At 71.4% G+C, this 15,783-nt stretch carries 13 protein-coding genes; 5 read left to right on the forward strand and 8 right to left on the reverse strand.

From position 1 onward, the window contains the following. Positions 1-16: 16 nt before the first annotated feature. From ACIQRL_RS27015 to ACIQRL_RS27025, 3 genes are all read right to left on the reverse strand, one after another. Positions 17-1,036 carry a polyphosphate kinase 2 family protein gene (locus ACIQRL_RS27015; protein WP_401336225.1) on the reverse strand — a complete coding sequence of 340 codons (1,020 nt, stop codon included), beginning with the start codon at positions 1,034-1,036 and terminating at the stop codon, positions 17-19. 41 nt (positions 1,037-1,077) lie between these two features. Further along, complete coding sequence (locus tag ACIQRL_RS27020; protein ID WP_401336227.1) at positions 1,078-1,566, reverse strand: three-helix bundle dimerization domain-containing protein; 489 nt, start codon at positions 1,564-1,566, stop codon at positions 1,078-1,080. Positions 1,567-2,219: 653 nt separating this feature from the next. Beyond that, positions 2,220-2,672, reverse strand: a complete 453-nt coding sequence (locus tag ACIQRL_RS27025) for a phospholipase (RefSeq protein ID WP_401336476.1) — start codon at positions 2,670-2,672, stop codon at positions 2,220-2,222. A 271-nt stretch (positions 2,673-2,943) separates the two neighbouring features. Here ACIQRL_RS27025 and ACIQRL_RS27030 point away from each other — a divergent pair, with 271 nt between their 5' ends. From ACIQRL_RS27030 to ACIQRL_RS27040, 3 genes are all read left to right on the forward strand, one after another. After that, positions 2,944-3,162, forward strand: coding sequence for a hypothetical protein (locus tag ACIQRL_RS27030; protein WP_401336230.1), 219 nt, complete (start codon positions 2,944-2,946; stop codon positions 3,160-3,162). A 321-nt stretch (positions 3,163-3,483) separates the two neighbouring features. Continuing rightward, positions 3,484-4,083, forward strand: coding sequence for a cysteine hydrolase family protein (locus ACIQRL_RS27035; RefSeq protein ID WP_401336233.1), 600 nt, complete (start codon positions 3,484-3,486; stop codon positions 4,081-4,083). A gap of 10 nt (positions 4,084-4,093) precedes the next feature. Further along, positions 4,094-5,005, forward strand: a complete 912-nt coding sequence (locus tag ACIQRL_RS27040; RefSeq protein ID WP_401336236.1) for a GlxA family transcriptional regulator — start codon at positions 4,094-4,096, stop codon at positions 5,003-5,005. Positions 5,006-5,047: 42 nt separating this feature from the next. Here the strand turns inward: ACIQRL_RS27040 and nhaA are convergent, their stop codons facing one another. Continuing rightward, positions 5,048-6,949, reverse strand: a complete 1,902-nt coding sequence (nhaA, locus tag ACIQRL_RS27045) for a Na+/H+ antiporter NhaA (protein WP_401336478.1) — start codon at positions 6,947-6,949, stop codon at positions 5,048-5,050. 310 nt (positions 6,950-7,259) lie between these two features. Here nhaA and ACIQRL_RS27050 point away from each other — a divergent pair, with 310 nt between their 5' ends. Together ACIQRL_RS27050 and ACIQRL_RS27055 are read left to right on the forward strand one after the other, a co-directional pair. After that, a complete protein-coding gene (locus ACIQRL_RS27050; RefSeq protein WP_401336238.1) occupies positions 7,260-9,647 on the forward strand; it encodes an ATP-binding cassette domain-containing protein in 2,388 nt (795 codons plus the stop codon). A 334-nt stretch (positions 9,648-9,981) separates the two neighbouring features. Beyond that, a complete protein-coding gene (locus ACIQRL_RS27055; RefSeq protein ID WP_401336241.1) occupies positions 9,982-10,326 on the forward strand; it encodes a carboxymuconolactone decarboxylase in 345 nt (114 codons plus the stop codon). Positions 10,327-10,353: 27 nt separating this feature from the next. Here ACIQRL_RS27055 and ACIQRL_RS27060 read toward each other — a convergent pair whose 3' ends face one another. The 4 genes from ACIQRL_RS27060 to ACIQRL_RS27075 all read right to left on the reverse strand — a co-directional run bounded on the left by ACIQRL_RS27060 (position 10,354) and on the right by ACIQRL_RS27075 (position 15,731). Next, entirely contained in the window at positions 10,354-10,866 is a 513-nt protein-coding gene (locus tag ACIQRL_RS27060; RefSeq protein WP_401336244.1) for a potassium channel family protein, read from the reverse strand. 285 nt (positions 10,867-11,151) lie between these two features. Continuing rightward, positions 11,152-11,565, reverse strand: coding sequence for a hypothetical protein (locus ACIQRL_RS27065; protein ID WP_401336247.1), 414 nt, complete (start codon positions 11,563-11,565; stop codon positions 11,152-11,154). Further along, on the reverse strand, positions 11,562-11,936 hold the full coding sequence (locus ACIQRL_RS27070; protein WP_401336249.1) for a hypothetical protein: 375 nt from the start codon (positions 11,934-11,936) through the stop codon (positions 11,562-11,564). The genes ACIQRL_RS27065 and ACIQRL_RS27070 overlap by 4 nt, the downstream gene beginning before the upstream one ends. Positions 11,937-12,074: 138 nt before the next feature. Continuing rightward, entirely contained in the window at positions 12,075-15,731 is a 3,657-nt protein-coding gene (locus ACIQRL_RS27075; protein WP_401336251.1) for an ATP-binding protein, read from the reverse strand. Between the last annotated feature and the right edge of the window lie 52 nt (positions 15,732-15,783).

A 15,783-nucleotide genomic window follows, 5' to 3' on the forward strand; every position in this document is an offset into this window, starting at 1 on the left:
CCGTGTCCCGAGGGACCTACTTCCGCTTGCCCTTCCCGGTCCGCGAGGCCGTGCCGGACGCCTGCCGCCTCTTGGCCTCACGGCCGCCCGCTTCGGGGACCGGATGAACGGCCGCGTACGGGTCGGCCGGCGCACCCTCAGGAGCGTCGGCCTCCAGTTCCCGCCTCGCGGCCCGGAGGTCCTTGCGCGCCTCCTTGCCCACCACCGGGTAACTGGGGTCGATGTCCATGAGCGTGTGAGCCAGCACCGCCGCGGTGGAGATGCGCGCGAACCACTTCCGGTCCGCCGGGACGACATACCAGGGCGCCCACGGCGTACTCGTCCGCGACAGCATCTCGGAGAACGCGTCCTGGTACTCGTCCCACCGCCTGCGCTCCCGCACGTCGGCGGCGGAGAACTTCCAGTTCCGCTCCGGCAGGTCGAGCCGCTTCATGAACCGGGTGCGCTGCTCCTCCTTCGACAGGTTCAGGAAGATCTTCACGACCTTGAACCCGTTGTCCGTCAGGTAGCGCTCCCAGTCGTTGATGGCCCGGTACCGGCGATCCCAGATGTCCTCCCGGCGCGCGTCCGCCGGCAGCCGCTGGCGTTCGAGGACCTCCGGGTGCACCCGGACGACCAGCACCTCCTCGTAGTGCGAACGGTTGAAGATCGCGATGTCGCCACGGGCGGGCAGCTTGTTGGCGTACCGCCACAGGTAGTCGTGGTCGAGCTCCTCGGCGGAGGGCTGCTTGAAGCTGCTCACCTTGACGCCCTGCGGGTTCACCCCGCTCATGACGTGCCGGATCGTGCCGTCCTTGCCTCCGGCGTCGAGCGCCTGAAGACAGAGCAGTACGCCGTACGTGTCCTGGGCCGCCAGGCGTTCCTGGTACTCGGCGAGCAGGGACACGCCCGTGCGCAGCAGCTCCACGCCTCGCTTCTTCTTCAGGCCGGCCTTGTACCGGGGGTCGAAGTCCTCGCCCAGATCCACCCGCGATCCCGGTTCGACCCGCAGCGGCTCGATGAGCTCCGCGACGCGCTCGGCCCTGGCATCCGTCATGACGACCCGCCTCGTTTCCTGTCACGCAGAGCGCCGCACGGTCATGAGGGCTCACCGGCACGGCCCAGATCGGACGCGGGCCGGAGCCTGGCGGGTATCCACCGGCCGAGCAGGGAGGAGCGTCCCGGGCCCTCGTCCTGCCGCTCCGCCGTTCCGGCCGGTGCCGGCCGCTCCGCGGTCGCGTCGCCGGTGGTCGCCGGCGCGCGGGAGGCCTCTTCATGGTGGGTGCCGAGCAGCGCCCGGACCCGGCGTTCGACCAGAATCGGGACGTACGTCCTGACCTTCGCCTGCTGGAACGAACCGCGGGCCGTCGCCACCACGTCGTCCACGACGGACGGGGCGACCGAGGGGTACGCGGCCTTCAGCCTCGTGGCCAGGTGAAGGAGGGCGACCGCCTCGTCCTGGCGGGCCGCCTGGTGAGCCGCCGGATCCGCCGTCGGGGGAGTGCCTGTGGGCGGAGCGGGGGCGTGACTCGTTCCCTGCGGTGCGCCGCTCTCGCCGGCCGTGGATGCCGGCTCGTCCGTCTTCATCGCTCAACCACCCGCGCGCTCGCAAGTCTCGAGCCTCACGGGGCGGAGACCGTTGGGTCAACGGTCCCGATCGACCGCCCCGAGACGGCTCGACGGCCGGGTACGAGGCCGTCCCACTCATTCTGAGTCCGCCCGGTCGAAACCGCCTGACGGACGGTGCGCCCGCGCGGGTGCCTGCGCCGCTGCGGGCGGCGGCCGTCGCAACCGGGAGCCTCGCCGAGGCCGCTTCGCTCGCGGAGAGCGGACGGCTCACGGAGACCGGATCGCCGACGGAGGCCGACTTCGCACACGAGGTGACCGGACCCAGGCCCCGTGGAGAGGAGCCGGAGTCGTCCGGTCCGGTCGAGTCCGGCACCGCGGTGTCCGTACGACGACCCGCGCCACCCGACCGGCGCCGCCACCGCCGTGATGTGTTACCCCCGGTCCGGCGAACGCGGGTGGACGAGGGCACGGCTGGTGGGCGCGGGGCGGGTGGCAGGGGTCGATCCGTGGACCGGGCAGGCATCGCCCGTCATGACGGGGATCGGGAACTGACAACCTGTCATCTATGTTCAGGCGGAACGCGGTTGGCTCGAATGACGCCAGGCCGCGAGCGGGACACATCTCATGATTCGCCCGCGCGTTCCGCGGTGTTGCCTGTGTATGGCGAAGGGTCAGCCGAAGGCCTTGACCGCCTGGTAGTAGGTCCAAGCGGTGCTGTCGCAGGACACCTTCGTGGCGCCGCTGTAATTGGCGCAGACTCGCTCCAGGTCCGCGTAAAGGGCGCTGTCGAGGCGCGACTTGTTGGCATCGAAGGTGCCGGCGGCCTTGTAGTTGCGGTAGCCGAAGTCATGCCGGGCGCATGAGGTCGCGAAGGGGAAGCCGAACGGGTTGTCCGGCGAGTCGGAACAGTAGTCGGTGGACCAGTCGAAGGCATACGCTGACCAGGCGGCCTGGTTCGCGCGGGCGGCGACCCAGGTGTTGTAGCTCGACGCGCTGGTCTGGGTCCAACTGGACAGGACCTGGGGCTTGTCGGCAGGGGCGGCGCTGGCGGCTGTAGCGGTCGCCGTGATGGTTGCCAATGCCATGGCCGAGGCGGCAAGGCCGGTGGCGAGTCTTCGGTGCATCCCACACCTCCATGAGGCTGCGACCCGCCCATCGGGCTGCAGGTTCATGACAAGAATGATCGGCATCGCGACCCCCCCTTGCATAGTGCTCGGAGCCCAACAATCAATTAACTCGGGGAAGTTGGGGGTGGCGTTTCATTCCTGCGACCACCATGGCCGACTATGGCTGGATGTGTTCCCTTGGGGTCCGGGGGCGCCACCCTTCGAGCCGCCCGGAGCCAGGCGACAACGGGGGGTTGACGTGACAACGGGGGGTTGTCATTCTGGGGACATGGCGAACACGAAGGACCTCTCCGCGCATCAGCCAACTCTCGCTCGCATCAAGGAAGTACGGGCGCAGGCCATCCACCATGCCCGCCTGGCACGGCAGTTCGCTGTCGAGAGGCGTGAGCTGATGCAGGGACTCATCGACCAAGGGGTGTCGCAGGCGGACATCGCGAGGGAACTCGGCGTCACGCGACAGGCCATTCAGAAGATGCTGGCCTCCTAGGCCATGCCATGCCATGCCAGGTCGCGGCGCGGTGGATCACATGTCCTCAAGCACTCATGTCCCATGTCCCCACGCGTCCCTGTTCATGTGCGCCCTGTGTTCATGTCTCGTGTCCCATGACCGCATACGTTCCCGCGCTCGGGCGTTGTCGCCCGTGACGGCCGGACCTGTCCTGTCGGCAGGACGGCGCACGGCCCATGTCCTGGCCTGCGCGGCCGGAGTCTCGGTGGCGGGCGACCGGCGGCGCCATGACCGGATCGGTCCGCAGAGGGACTCGATGAGGTCTGTCCCCGTGGTGTGCGCGCCGGTCAGAGTGGAGGCATGAGCCGAGCACTGATCGTCATCGATGTCCAGGAATCCTTCCGCGCCCGCCCCCTGTGGGAGACGATCTCCAACCCGAAGATCACCGACCGGGTGGACCGCCTGGTCGGGCTCGCCCGCCGGGCCGGCGACACGGTGGTGTGGGTGCTGCACGCGGAGCCCGGCAGCGGCGACGTGTTCGACCCCGCCCTCGGCCATGTCCGGCTGATGGACGAGCTCAGGCGCCAGGACGGGGAACCGCTGATCCACAAGACCTCGCACAACGCCTTCACCACCACCAACCTGCAGCAACTCCTCACCGAACGTGGTGTCCGCGAGCTCGTCGTCTGCGGAATCCGCACCGAACAGTGCGTGGAGACCACCGCCCGCCTCGCGAGCGACCTCGGCTACCAGGTCACCTTCGTCTCCGACGCCACCGCCACCAACCCCATCCCGCACCGGGACGCCCCCGCCGACCAGAGCGTGGCGGAACTGCTGGCGGACCCCCGCACCCTGAGTGCCGAGGACGTCATCAGGCGCACCGAGTACGCCCTGGCCGGGCGCTTCGCCACCATCGCCACGGTCGACGAACTGGAGGCCTGGGCCGCGTCTCGGGCATGATGACCGGATCGTGACTCACATCGTCTTCTTCCTGGTGCCCGGAGTCCATCTGCTGGACCTGGCCGGCCCCGCGCAGGTCTTCTCCACGGCAACGGACTTCGGGCACCCGTACACCCTCCACTACGTCGCCGAGCAGCCGCGGATCCTCACCGCTCAGGGGCTGCCGCTGGAGGCCCGGCTCGACTGGCCCGAGCTCGGGCCCGAGGACCTTATCGTCGTGCCCGGCTGGCGGGCCCTCACCCTCGCCGAGGGGCCTCCCGTCGGGGAGGCCGGTCTGCGGGTCCTCCGGGACCATCACGCGCGGGGCGGCACCGTCGCCAGTGTCTGCGCGGGCGCCGACGCGCTCGGCCGGGCCGGGCTGCTCGACGGCCGTCGCTGCACCACGCACCACGACGTCCAGGACGATCTCGCCCGCCGCTACCCGCGGGCGGCCGTGGTCCGCGACGTCCTGTACACCGAGGACGACCGGGTGGTCACCTCGGCGGGCATCGCCAGCGGGATCGATCTCGCCCTGCACCTCATCGCCACCCGGCACGGCCCGGCGGTGGGCGCACAGGTCGCGCGGGACATGGTGGTCTACGCACGACGCAACGGCCACGAACCCCAGGCCAGCGCGATGCTCCGGCACCGGTCCCACCTGGACGACACCGTGCACCGCGCACAGGACCTGCTCGACGCCCGCTTCGACCGGCCGGTCCCCCTCCCGGAGCTGGCCGCGGCCGTCGGCGTGAGCGAACGCACCCTCACCCGTCTCTTCACCCGCGCGACCGACGGCCTCACACCGCTGCGCTATCAACAGGCCCTGCGGCTGGAGCGCGCCGAGCACCTCATCAGCCACGGTGTCACCGTCGACGCCGCCGCACGCGCGGTGGGCTTCGAGGACGCCCGTATGCTGCGCCGCCTGCGAGCGCGCTCGACCTGAACCGCCACCACGTACACCCCCGCCGTGTCCCGCGAGCGGGCCTCAGCCCTCCTGGCCCGCTCCCGTCAGCGTTGCCCGCTGGCGCGCGGCGCGTACGGCCGCCGTCAGCGAGACGATGTCGTAGGCACCGTAGTGACGGCGGCCGTTGACGAAGAAGGTCGGAGTGCCCGAAACGCCGCTGAGGTCCGCCGACTCGACGTCCTTGGCCACCCGGGCCACGGCCGCGCCGTCCCGGAGGTCCTCGCGGAAGCGGGCGCTGTCGAGGCCGGCGCGAACGGCGTACCGGAACAGGTCCTTGGGCCCCAGATCACCCTGGTGTCCCATGAGGAGGTCGTGCATCTCCCAGTAGCGGTTCTGCCGGGCCGCGGCCTCGGACGCCTGCGCGGCGAGCTGCGCGTTGGGGTGCACGTCGGTGAGCGGAAGGTGGCGCCATACATAGCGGACATCACCGAAGTCGGCGAGCAGTTCGCGCACCACGGACTCGGCCAGACCGCAGTAGGGACACTCGAAGTCGCCGTACTCGACGAGGGTCACGGGCGCGTCGAGCGGCCCGCGCACATGATCGCGCTCCACATCGACGGGTTCGCTGAGGTCCACGATGCTCTGACCCGTGCCGAGGAGCGCCCGCGCGCGGGCGCGCCCGCTGAGCGCACCGATCACCAGGGTGACGACCCAGGTCAGGAGGAACGAGCACGCGACCGCCGCCAGAATGCCGACCTTCGCCTGCGCCAGACGGTCGCCGCTGAAGGCCAGCGACGCGATCAGCAGCGCCACGGTGAAACCCACACCGGCCAGCGTGCCCCCGGCCGTGATGGCGCCCCAGCCCACGGGCGGGTGGAGACGCCCTCGGGCGGCGCGCGTGGTGAGCCAGGTGCCGCCGATGATGCCGACGGGCTTGCCGAGCAGGTAGCCGAAGAGGATGCCGAGGGTGATGGGTGAGGTGAAGGCGTCGGCGAGCTGACCGGCGCTGAGCGTGATGCCGGCGTTGGCGAGGGCGAACAGCGGCACGATCACGTAACTGGTCCAGGGATGGAACATCTGCTGGAGCCGCTCGTTCGGGGAGAGCGTCGAGGCGAGACCGCGTCGCACCGTGCGCTCCAGCTCCGGGGTCGGCTGCTCGCGGAAACGCCGGAACAGCCGGCTGGCGTGTTCCAGATCGCTGCGCTCCGCCGAGTACGCGTACGTCAGCATGCCCATCGCGAGACCTGTCACCACCGGGTCGATGCCCGACTTCAGCAGTGCCACCCAGATCGCCACGCCCAGTACGCCGTACAGAGCCGGAATCCGTGCGCCGATGGTGCGCCGCACCAGCAGGACGACCACGAACAGGCCGAGCGCCGTCAGCAGCGCGGGCAGCGAGATGGTGTCGCTGTAGGCGACGACGATGATGGCCAGCGCCAGGAAGTCGTCCACCACGGCGACGGTGAGCATGAAGACGCGGAGATTGGTGGGCAGTCGTGAGCCGAAGACGGCCAGCATGCCCAGGGCGAAGGCGGTGTCGGTCGACATGGCGGCACCCCAGCCGTGCGCCGCGGAGCCATGGCCCGAGGTGATGGCCAGGTACACGACGACGGGGACGATCATGCCGCTGAGACCCGCCAGCAGCGGCAGGGTGACCCGGCGGCGTTCCCGCAGCTCGCCCAGGTCGAACTCGCGGCGCGCCTCCAGGCCGACGACGAAGAAGAACAGCGTCATCAGGCCGCTGTTCACCCACTCGCGCAGGTCCATCGACACTCCGCCCGACCCGATACGGATCGACAGCTCGGTGCCCCACACGCTCTCGTACGAGTCAGGACCGATGTTGGCCCAGGCCAGCGCCACCAGAGCGGCGGCGAGCAGCACGGCGGCGCTGCCGGTCTCCGTCCGCAGGAACGCGCGCAGCGGGCTGCGGGCGCGGTTGCCGCACTGGGTCTGACCTGACAGGGGCGGCGTCTCGGATGGCATGGTCACCCTCCGATTCTCGCCCCGGAGCGGATACTTCCCCAGACGGCACGTGACCGGATCGACGGCGGGCGACCGGACCCGTCAGGATTCGAGAAGCGCCGGCGGCCGCATCTCACCTAGCGTGGCGCATGGACACCGTCACCTGACATCGGCCGGCACCGACGGTGACGTTCGCCGTGGACCGTGGCCACGGTCGCGCGGACGCAGTCGGTCGACGACGCCCCGGCACACCGCGCGATGCTGGTTGGATCGAGGCAGGCGATGCCGGCGGAGACCGTGAAGGCGGCCCCGCCCGAAAGATGGAGACACGATGAGCAAGGCCACGAGGACGGACACGCAGCCGCCCGCGCCGCATGGTGCCGACAGCCACGATCTGATCCGCGTGCTCGGCGCGCGGGAGAACAATCTCAAGGACGTCAGCATCGAGATCCCGAAGCGCCGGCTGACGGTGTTCACCGGCGTGTCCGGCTCGGGCAAGAGCTCGCTGGTGTTCAACACGATCGCCGCCGAGTCGCAGCGGCTGATCAACGAGACCTACAGCAGTTTCGTGCAGGGATTCATGCCCACCCTCGCGCGGCCCGAGGTCGACGTCCTCGAAGGCCTGACCACCGCGATCATCGTCGACCAGCAGCGGATGGGTGCCGACCCGCGCTCCACGGTCGGCACGGCCACGGACGCCAACGCGATGCTGCGCATCCTCTTCAGCCGGCTCGGCAAGCCGCACATCGGCCCGCCCAGCGCGTACGCCTTCAACGTCCCCTCGGTCCAGGCGAGCGGGGCCATCACCGTCGAGCGCGGTGCCAAGACGGCGGTGAAGGCGACCTTCAACCGCACCGGCGGCATGTGCGTGCGCTGCGAAGGCCGGGGAGCCGTCTCCGACATCGACCTCACGCAGCTCTACGACGACTCCAAGTCGCTCAACGACGGCGCGATCACCATCCCCGGCTACGGCTCGGACGGCTGGAACATGCGGCTCTACAAGGAGTCGGGCTTCGTCGACCCGGACAAGCCGATCCGCAAGTACACGAAGAAGGAGCTGCACGACTTCCTCCACCACGAGCCGGTCAGGATGAAGATCGCGGGCATCAACATGACCTACGAGGGTCTGATCCCGCGGATCCAGAAGTCGATGCTCTCCAAGGACAAGGAGGCGATGCAGCCGCACATCCGGGCGTTCGTGGACCGGGCCGTCACCTTCACCCCCTGTCCCGAGTGCGACGGCACCCGGCTCAGCGAGGGTGCCCGTTCGTCGAAGATCAAGCGGATCAGCATCGCCGACGCCTGCGCGATGCAGATCAGCGACCTGGCCGACTGGGTACGCGGTCTCGACGAGCCCTCGGTGGCACCGCTGCTCTCCGCGCTCCAGCAGACGCTCGACTCGTTCGTGGAGATCGGCCTCGGCTACCTCGCCCTGGACCGTCCGGCGGGCACGCTGTCCGGCGGCGAGGCGCAGCGCGTCAAGATGATCCGCCACCTCGGCTCATCGCTCACCGACATCACGTACGTCTTCGACGAGCCCACGGCGGGCCTGCACCCCCATGACATCCAGCGGATGAACGACCTGCTGCTGCGGCTGCGCGACAAGGGCAACACGGTGCTCGTCGTGGAGCACAAGCCGGAGACCATCGTGATCGCCGACCACGTCGTCGACCTCGGTCCCGGCGCCGGTACGGGCGGCGGCTCCGTCTGCTTCGAGGGGACGGTCGACGAACTGCGGACCGCGGGCACGGTCACCGGCCGCCACTTCGACGACCGGGCCTCCGTCAAGGAGTCGCTGCGCAAGCCCACCGGCACGCTGGAGATCCGCGGCGCGTCGGCGAACAACCTGCGCGATGTCGACGTCGACATCCCGCTCGGGATGCTGGTCGTCGTCACCGGAGTCGCCGGTTCCGGCAAGAGCTCGCTCGTGCACGGGTCCATCCCGGCCGGGGAGGGTGTGGTGTCGGTCGACCAGGCGCCGATCCGTGGCTCGCGGCGGAGCAACCCGGCGACGTACACCGGTCTGCTCGACCCGATCCGCAAGGCCTTCGCGAAGGCCAACGACGTGAAGCCGGCGCTGTTCAGCGCCAACTCCGAGGGTGCCTGCCCCACCTGCAACGGCGCGGGCGTCATCTACACGGACCTGGCGATGATGGCCGGCGTCGCCACCACCTGCGAGGAATGCGAGGGCAAGCGGTTCGACGCGTCGGTCCTGGAGTACCACCTCGGCGGCCGTGACATCAGCGAGGTGCTCGCGATGTCGGTCGACGAGGCCGAGGAGTTCTTCGGCGCCGGTGAGGCGCACACACCGGCCGCGCAGCGCGTCCTCGGGCGGCTCGCCGATGTCGGGCTCGGCTACCTCACCCTCGGACAGCCGCTCACCACGCTGTCCGGCGGCGAGCGGCAGCGGCTCAAGCTCGCCACGCACCTGGGCGACAAGGGCGGTGTCTACGTCCTCGACGAGCCGACCACCGGCCTGCACCTCGCCGACGTCCAGCAGTTGCTCGCACTGCTCGACCGGATCGTCGACTCGGGCAAGTCGGTCATCGTCGTCGAGCACCACCAGGCGGTCATGGCGCACGCCGACTGGATCATCGACCTCGGCCCCGGAGCCGGTCATGACGGCGGGCGGCTCGTGTTCGAGGGCACTCCGGCCGACCTCGTCGCCGCCCGCGCCACCCTCACCGGCGAACACCTCGCGGCCTACGTCGGCGCCTGACCGGGGATCGCGCGGACCCGTGGGACGAGTTCCGGCCGTCGTCCGAACTCGTCCCACGGGTCCACCGGCCGCCGACGGACGGCCGCGGTCCGGCATCGGTCCGATCGGCAGCCGGGAAGCGCCGGACACCGGCGAGCAACAGGGCCCGCCCTGAACGTCGGTGGCGAGCGACCCGTGGGGCCGGCCGTGGTCGTGACGGGCCCTGCCGGACCCGCAGGGCTCCGCGCGCGCCCTGCCCGAAATGCCCCTACGGTTGACGCACAGAGTGGCGCCCGCGGACAGCGACTTCTTCCGCTCCCAGCGCCCCCGTCAGCGCATCAGGAGGCCGGACGCCATGACCACAGCATCAGAGACCCCTGTCCTGGACACCATCGCCGCCATGACCGTCGACTCCCTGGAGCGGTGCGGACTGCCGACGGACCAGCTCCTCCTCACCCGTATCGCCGCCCTCGCGGCCTCGGACGCGCCGCCCATCTCCTACCTCGCGCACATCGACCCCGCCATCAAGGCCGATCTGACCATGGCGGCGGTGCAGGACGTCCTGGTGGCCATCGCCCCCATCGTGGGTACGGCCCGTGTCATGACGGCGGCGGGCAACATCGCCGCGGCGTTCGGCGTCGCGATCGCCGTGGCCGAGGAGGAGATCGCGGCGGAGGCCGCGGCCGAGGGCGGGAGTTGAGGGCGAGCGCTGGACACGGGCCCGGGATCACCGTTCATCCGGGGGCCTGTTGCTCTCCGCGCCCGGCTCTGACGGGTTCCGCTGACGTCTGCCCTGCTGGACTGCCGACACGAGCAGCCGGGCGGCGACACCGATCAACAGCAGGTTCACCGTCATCTGCCCGGTGACCAGCAGCCGGGCCGTTTCACTGAGTGGAGTGATGTCTCCGAAGCCGACGGTGCTGAAGACCGTCATGGTGAAGTACAGGGAGTCGGTCCGCGACAGTGACTCGCTGAAGCTGCTCGCGGCGGTGTGCTCGACCAGGTAGTAGACCGTCGCGAACAGGAGCAGGTAGAGCGGGGCGGTGGTGGCCAGGGCCTCCATGGCACGCAACTCCGGCCGCGACGCCCGGGTGATCTCGCGGATCTGCCAGGCCAGCAGCAGCGCCACCGCCACGATGCCGCCGATGAGCAGGAGGACCGTACCCGGGGTGAAGGCCGAGTCGAGCGGGAGCCGGTAGTAGGCGGTGACGAGGATCGCCGAGGTCAGGAGTGATCGCATGGTGGCGCGGAGCGCCTCCCGCCGGTTCCTCCTCGAATTCCTGTCCACCGCTCCGCCCCGATACCGGCTGCCACGACCGCGACCGCGCCGGCTCGCGGATTCACCCTTCCCGGATTCAGGAGCGCCGAGCGGCAGGCGCACCACGTGGTCACCTGGATGGCGGTGTCATCTCCCGGTCGGGCGATCGGCCCGGCCGACCGGAGACGACACCGGCGCGGCCGGGACCGGCCCGGGGCCCACACAGGGTCGCTCGTTTCGCCGGACGCGACTCGGATCGACCTGCCCTCAAGGCCGGATGAGCGTCACCTCGCGACGGTGGGCGTCCTGGACCTCGGGGGACCAGTCGCCGGTGCAATAGACGGACACCTCGCTCATCGAACCGTCGCGTACGTCGGCGCGGAGCAGTTCGCGGCAGTACCAGGCGCCATCGGCGCTCTCCCAGCGCTCCTCGAACTCGAGGACGATCCCGGTCCCGGTGACGTCGGCGCGGTGGCGCGGAACGGTGCCGAGGAAGGGATGGCTGGTGCGGCGCAGGGCCACGAGGTTGTCACGGCCGGATGTCTGGAGCCGCCACTGGGGCAGGCTGAGGTCCACGAACACATCGTCCGTGAAGAGTCCGGCCGGGGCGCTGTTCGTCGTGAGGAACTCCACGAAGAGATCGGCGAGTTCCTTGGCCCGGCGGGCGTCGAGCGTGCTCATGACGGTGCCTTCGCGAGATTGCCGCCGATGACCTGCATGGTGCGGTCGAGCTCGGTGGTGGGGCTGAACTCGACGACTTCGGTGCCGGCGAAGAGGAGGGGCAGGTGGCCCGGCGCGCCGTAGTAGGCGTCACCGGCGTGGAAGACCTCGTCGTGGTCGACGTACCGGAACACGATCTTTCCGGAGATCACCTGGCCCCAGTGCGGGCACTGGCACCGGTCGTCGGGCAGCCCCCGGAAGAGCGGCGCCGGATCCATGTCCGCCTTCATCGTTTCGTAGGAGACGGTGTAGGGGCCCACCTGGGCGTACCGGCCCTCGATCACCGGCTCGTCCACCTTGAGCTCCGCCTCCGCCTTGGCTGTGCGTGGCATGACGTCCTGCCCTTCGTTCCCGCGCCGTACCCGGTCGTACGGCGCCTTCACCCATCAGGCGTGAGGTCGGACGGCACAGTGTGAGGCGACGGCTCACCGGCGACGCTCGCGTGCCGCGCGGCAGCCCGCTCCCGGGACTCACAGACGCCAGGCGGGCGGGTTCTCGGGCTCGTAGACGCAGAGGGTGCCCGTGCGCACGGCGGTCTCCAGGTGCCGTCCGAGTTCCGGGTGGACCGCCGCGACTCGGCGTACGGCCGCGCGGACGCGTGCCGTGACGGCCGTGCGGGCGCGTTCCGCCGGGGAACCGGCGCGTCGGACGTGGCCGCCGATGCCGTACGCGGCGGACAACTGGCGCACGAGCGCCTCCCTCTCCTCCGCGATCCCGCGCGACCGCTCGGTGTCGCCGCCCGCGTCGGCGTCCTCGGCCTCCTCCTCCAGTTCCCGCAGCCGTCGCCGGTACGCGGCGCGCGCGGTGGCGTCGATCACCTCGCCCAGGTCACCGGGCGGGTGCAGATCCGCGGTGCCCGTGTCACCGGCGGCAGCGGGGCCACCGGACGCCGCGAGATCGACGGCCGGGACCGGGGTGCCAGGCCGCCCGAGAAGCACGGCGATGTCCCGCAGACCCTTGCTGTCGGGGAGGCGGGCCTCGCGGCCTGCGTAGACCAGGTGCCACAGCGGGCCTTCGCGACGGAAGAGCGGCAGGGCCCCGGCACCGGCGCCATCGGTGGAGCCGGTCGAGTCCCGGGGTTCGGTGTCGGTGGGGTGGGTCGAGTCCCAGGGATCGGTGTCCGTGGGGTGGGTTGTGTCCTGGAGTCCGGTGTCGGTGGGGTCGGGCGAGTTCCGGAGCTCGGCGTCGGTGGGGACGGTCGAGTTCCGGAGCTCGGCGTCGGTGGGGACGGTCGAGTCCTGGGGCCGCGCGTCGGCGGGGGCTTGGAGTGGCGTGCCGTGGCTCGTGCCGTCCTGCGTCCGGACGGGGTCGACGCGGAACACCGTCGATGCCGGAACGGCTGTCCCGGTGCGGTCCTCCGGAATGCCTCGCGCACCCGTCGTCTCCTCCGTGATGCGTTCGGCGAGTGCGACCGCTCCGGCCTCCACGGCGGCCCGCACGGCGCGATCGCGGTGGTGGCGTGCCGTCCGGTCGTCCCCCACGGACCGGGCCAGGAGGGCCAGATGACGGTCGACCGGGCCCCGGATCGCCGCGCCGATGCCCTCCACCGCGAACAGGCCCGCGTACGGCGCCAGGGCGTCGTAGAGCGGGGACGCGGCGGGATGGCCGCCCACCGCACCGACGGTCTCCGCGGCCTGCGCCATCATCGGCAGCCACTCGCTGTCCCGGGGAGCCCGGACGAGCGCCGGCATGAGGGCGGTCAGGCGCCGCGAGGCCTCCTCCGGACGGCCGAGCTGGGCGGCGAGCAGGGCCAGTGTGACCCGTGGCCACACGCCCGGCATGTGCTCCAACGGCGCCCGGTCGCAGAGCTGTTGCAGGTGGTCCCGGTCGCCGGTCTGGGCGTAGAGACACCAGCGCTGCGTCTCCGCGAGCAGCGCTGCGTTGGCGCTGCCCGCCGCGCCGCCCAGCGCCTCCACCTCCTCGAGGGCGGCGGCACAGGCCTCGTACCGCCCCTCCATCAGGGCCCGGGTGCCGCGCCACAACGGCACGTACCACGCGTACAGCGGTTGCCGCAGCGGACGGGCCGCGCTCGCGTACGCCGCCGCCTCGGAGTCGGCCTCGGCGAACGAGCCCGTCTCCATCAGTGCGACCAACCGCAGCCGCCGGCCCAGGAGTTCGAGGGGGAGGCCGCGCCGGTCGCGGGCCACCGCGATGATCTCCTGGGACCAGTCGAGGCGGTCACGGCAGTGGTCGGGGCCGGGCCGGGCGTCGCACAGGGCCGCGAGCGCCGGTCCGAGGGTTGCCGCGTCGCCGACCTCACGGGCCGTGGCGACAGCCTCCTTCGCGAGAGCGACCCGGTGTTCCTCCGGTTCGAGGAGGGCCGCCGCCAGGGAAAGCCGGGCCGTGACGGCGGCACGCAGCGCGGCGTGCGCCGGATCGTCCGCGAGGGAGGAACGCGCCTCGGCGAGCAGATCGACCTGCTCGCGGTCGGCCACATCGACCTCGAAGCCGACAGGACCCGTACCCAGGCCCAGCGCGGCCCGCGCGAGCAGATCGGGCCGGGCCGCGCGCCGCGCGAGCGAAGCGGCACGCAACAGTGCGGAACGGGCCGCCGGCCAATCGCCGGACCCGAGCCGCGCCGCGCCGAGCCCGAGCAGCACCTCTACGCGTTCTTCCGCGTCATCGAGCCCCCGATCGGCTTCCTCGACACCCTCGACGGGCCGAGAAGCCCTGTCGCCGTGGCCGTGGCCGTGGCCGTGGCCGTGGCCACCGCCACCGGCACTGGTATCGGCACTGGTATCGGTATCGGCACGGGCATCGGCGTCGGCCCTGGTTTCCTGGGCCGCGTCGACGGCACCGGTCGCGTACGCCCGCGCGGCTCTCTCGTACCAGCGCGCCGCCTCCTCGAACGCGAGAAGCGCCGCGGCACGGTCGGCGGCCGCCCGGCAGTACCCGGCGGCCTCGCGCGTGTGTTCCGGGCCTGCGAGAAGGAGGTGGTGGGCGACCTCGGCGGGCCCGGTGTCGCGGCCGCGCCGGGCGTAGTCGGCCAGAACGGCCGCCACGGTGTGGTGCAGCCGGGCCCGCTCACCGGGCGCGGACCTCCCGGACAGGGCCTCGCGCAGGAGATCGTGCCGGAAGCGGCCCTCGTTCGCGCCGGCCTCCGTCAGGAGTCCGGCTCCCGCCGCCTCCCCGAGCAGCGTGTGCACCTCGTCGAGGGGCACGTCGGCGGCATCGGCCAGCACGTCGAGCCGGAACCGTGTCCCCAGCAGGGAGGCGATGTCCAGCAACCGCGCGGCGCGGGGCGACAGTTCGGCGGTACGGGCACGGACCGCGTCCCGCACCTGTACGGAGACGGCGGTCGCCAGGACGTGGTCACTCCCGGCCCTGTCGAAACCGGGGGAGTCGAAACCGAGCGCGTCGGGACCGGGCTTGTAGGGACCGCCACCCGCCCGGAGGAGTTCCGTCACGAAGAACGCGTCACCGCCCGTGTACCGGGCCAGGGCGCGCACGGCCGACGGTTCGGGTGCGTTGCCCGTGGCGGCGTTGAGGAGCGTTGCCACGTCCTTCTCCCGGAGTGGTCCCACCGGCAGCGCGTGGCCGCGGCGCAGGAGTTGGGCGCGGACCCAGGCGCGGTCGTGCCAGGCCCTGTCGTCGTCGCGGGCCGTGGCCAGCAGCAGGATCCGGGCACCGCGCACGGCGTCCGCGGTCTCCAGGAGCAGCCGCAGCGAGGAGGCGTCGGCCGCGTGGACGTCGTCGAGGACCAGCAGCAGCGGCCGCCGCCGCGCCACCGTCGTCAGGACCTCGGTGACGTCCCCCGCCAGTCTCAGCCGCGCCGCCTCCGGGTCCGCGTCCGTTCGTCCGGCATCCGCGGATCCGGCCAGAAGCGCCCGCAACGCCGGTGACGCGGCGACCAGCCGTCCGCAGCGCACGTTGTCCACGACGAGTTCGCGCAGCAGCCGCGACCACGGTCTCAGGGCATGTTCGACGGCGTCCGGCGGGCACCACGTCCAGACCGTGCGAAAGCCTTCGGTACGGGCGGCGGCCTCCTCGGCGAGGCGGGTCTTGCCCGCTCCCGCCGCCCCCGTCAGCGTGACGAGTCCGCCCTTGCCCCCGGCGGCGCGCTCCCCGGCCTCCCGGAGTTCACGGAGTACGTCCTCGCGTCCCACGAACGGGAAACCCGTCACCATGGCAGTCCTCGTCGGTTCTTCGCCGCTCCGCCCCCCTCCGTAGAGCGTAGGC

Origin of the sequence: Streptomyces sp. NPDC091209, assembly GCF_044757755.1 — a bacterium.
GTDB lineage: Bacteria > Actinomycetota > Actinomycetes > Streptomycetales > Streptomycetaceae > Streptomyces.

Coding starts and splice junctions, on each gene's coding strand:
- ACIQRL_RS27015 (WP_401336225.1), bottom strand. CDS start 1,036: ATGACGGATGCCAGGGCCGAGCGCGTCGCGGAGCTCATCGAGCCGCTG.
- ACIQRL_RS27020 (WP_401336227.1), bottom strand. CDS start 1,566: ATGAAGACGGACGAGCCGGCATCCACGGCCGGCGAGAGCGGCGCACCG.
- ACIQRL_RS27025 (WP_401336476.1), bottom strand. CDS start 2,672: ATGCACCGAAGACTCGCCACCGGCCTTGCCGCCTCGGCCATGGCATTG.
- ACIQRL_RS27030 (WP_401336230.1), top strand. CDS start 2,944: ATGGCGAACACGAAGGACCTCTCCGCGCATCAGCCAACTCTCGCTCGC.
- ACIQRL_RS27035 (WP_401336233.1), top strand. CDS start 3,484: ATGAGCCGAGCACTGATCGTCATCGATGTCCAGGAATCCTTCCGCGCC.
- nhaA (WP_401336478.1), bottom strand. CDS start 6,949: ATGCCATCCGAGACGCCGCCCCTGTCAGGTCAGACCCAGTGCGGCAAC.
- ACIQRL_RS27050 (WP_401336238.1), top strand. CDS start 7,260: ATGAGCAAGGCCACGAGGACGGACACGCAGCCGCCCGCGCCGCATGGT.
- ACIQRL_RS27055 (WP_401336241.1), top strand. CDS start 9,982: ATGACCACAGCATCAGAGACCCCTGTCCTGGACACCATCGCCGCCATG.
- ACIQRL_RS27060 (WP_401336244.1), bottom strand. CDS start 10,866: ATGCGATCACTCCTGACCTCGGCGATCCTCGTCACCGCCTACTACCGG.
- ACIQRL_RS27065 (WP_401336247.1), bottom strand. CDS start 11,565: ATGAGCACGCTCGACGCCCGCCGGGCCAAGGAACTCGCCGATCTCTTC.
- ACIQRL_RS27070 (WP_401336249.1), bottom strand. CDS start 11,936: ATGCCACGCACAGCCAAGGCGGAGGCGGAGCTCAAGGTGGACGAGCCG.
- ACIQRL_RS27075 (WP_401336251.1), bottom strand. CDS start 15,731: ATGGTGACGGGTTTCCCGTTCGTGGGACGCGAGGACGTACTCCGTGAA.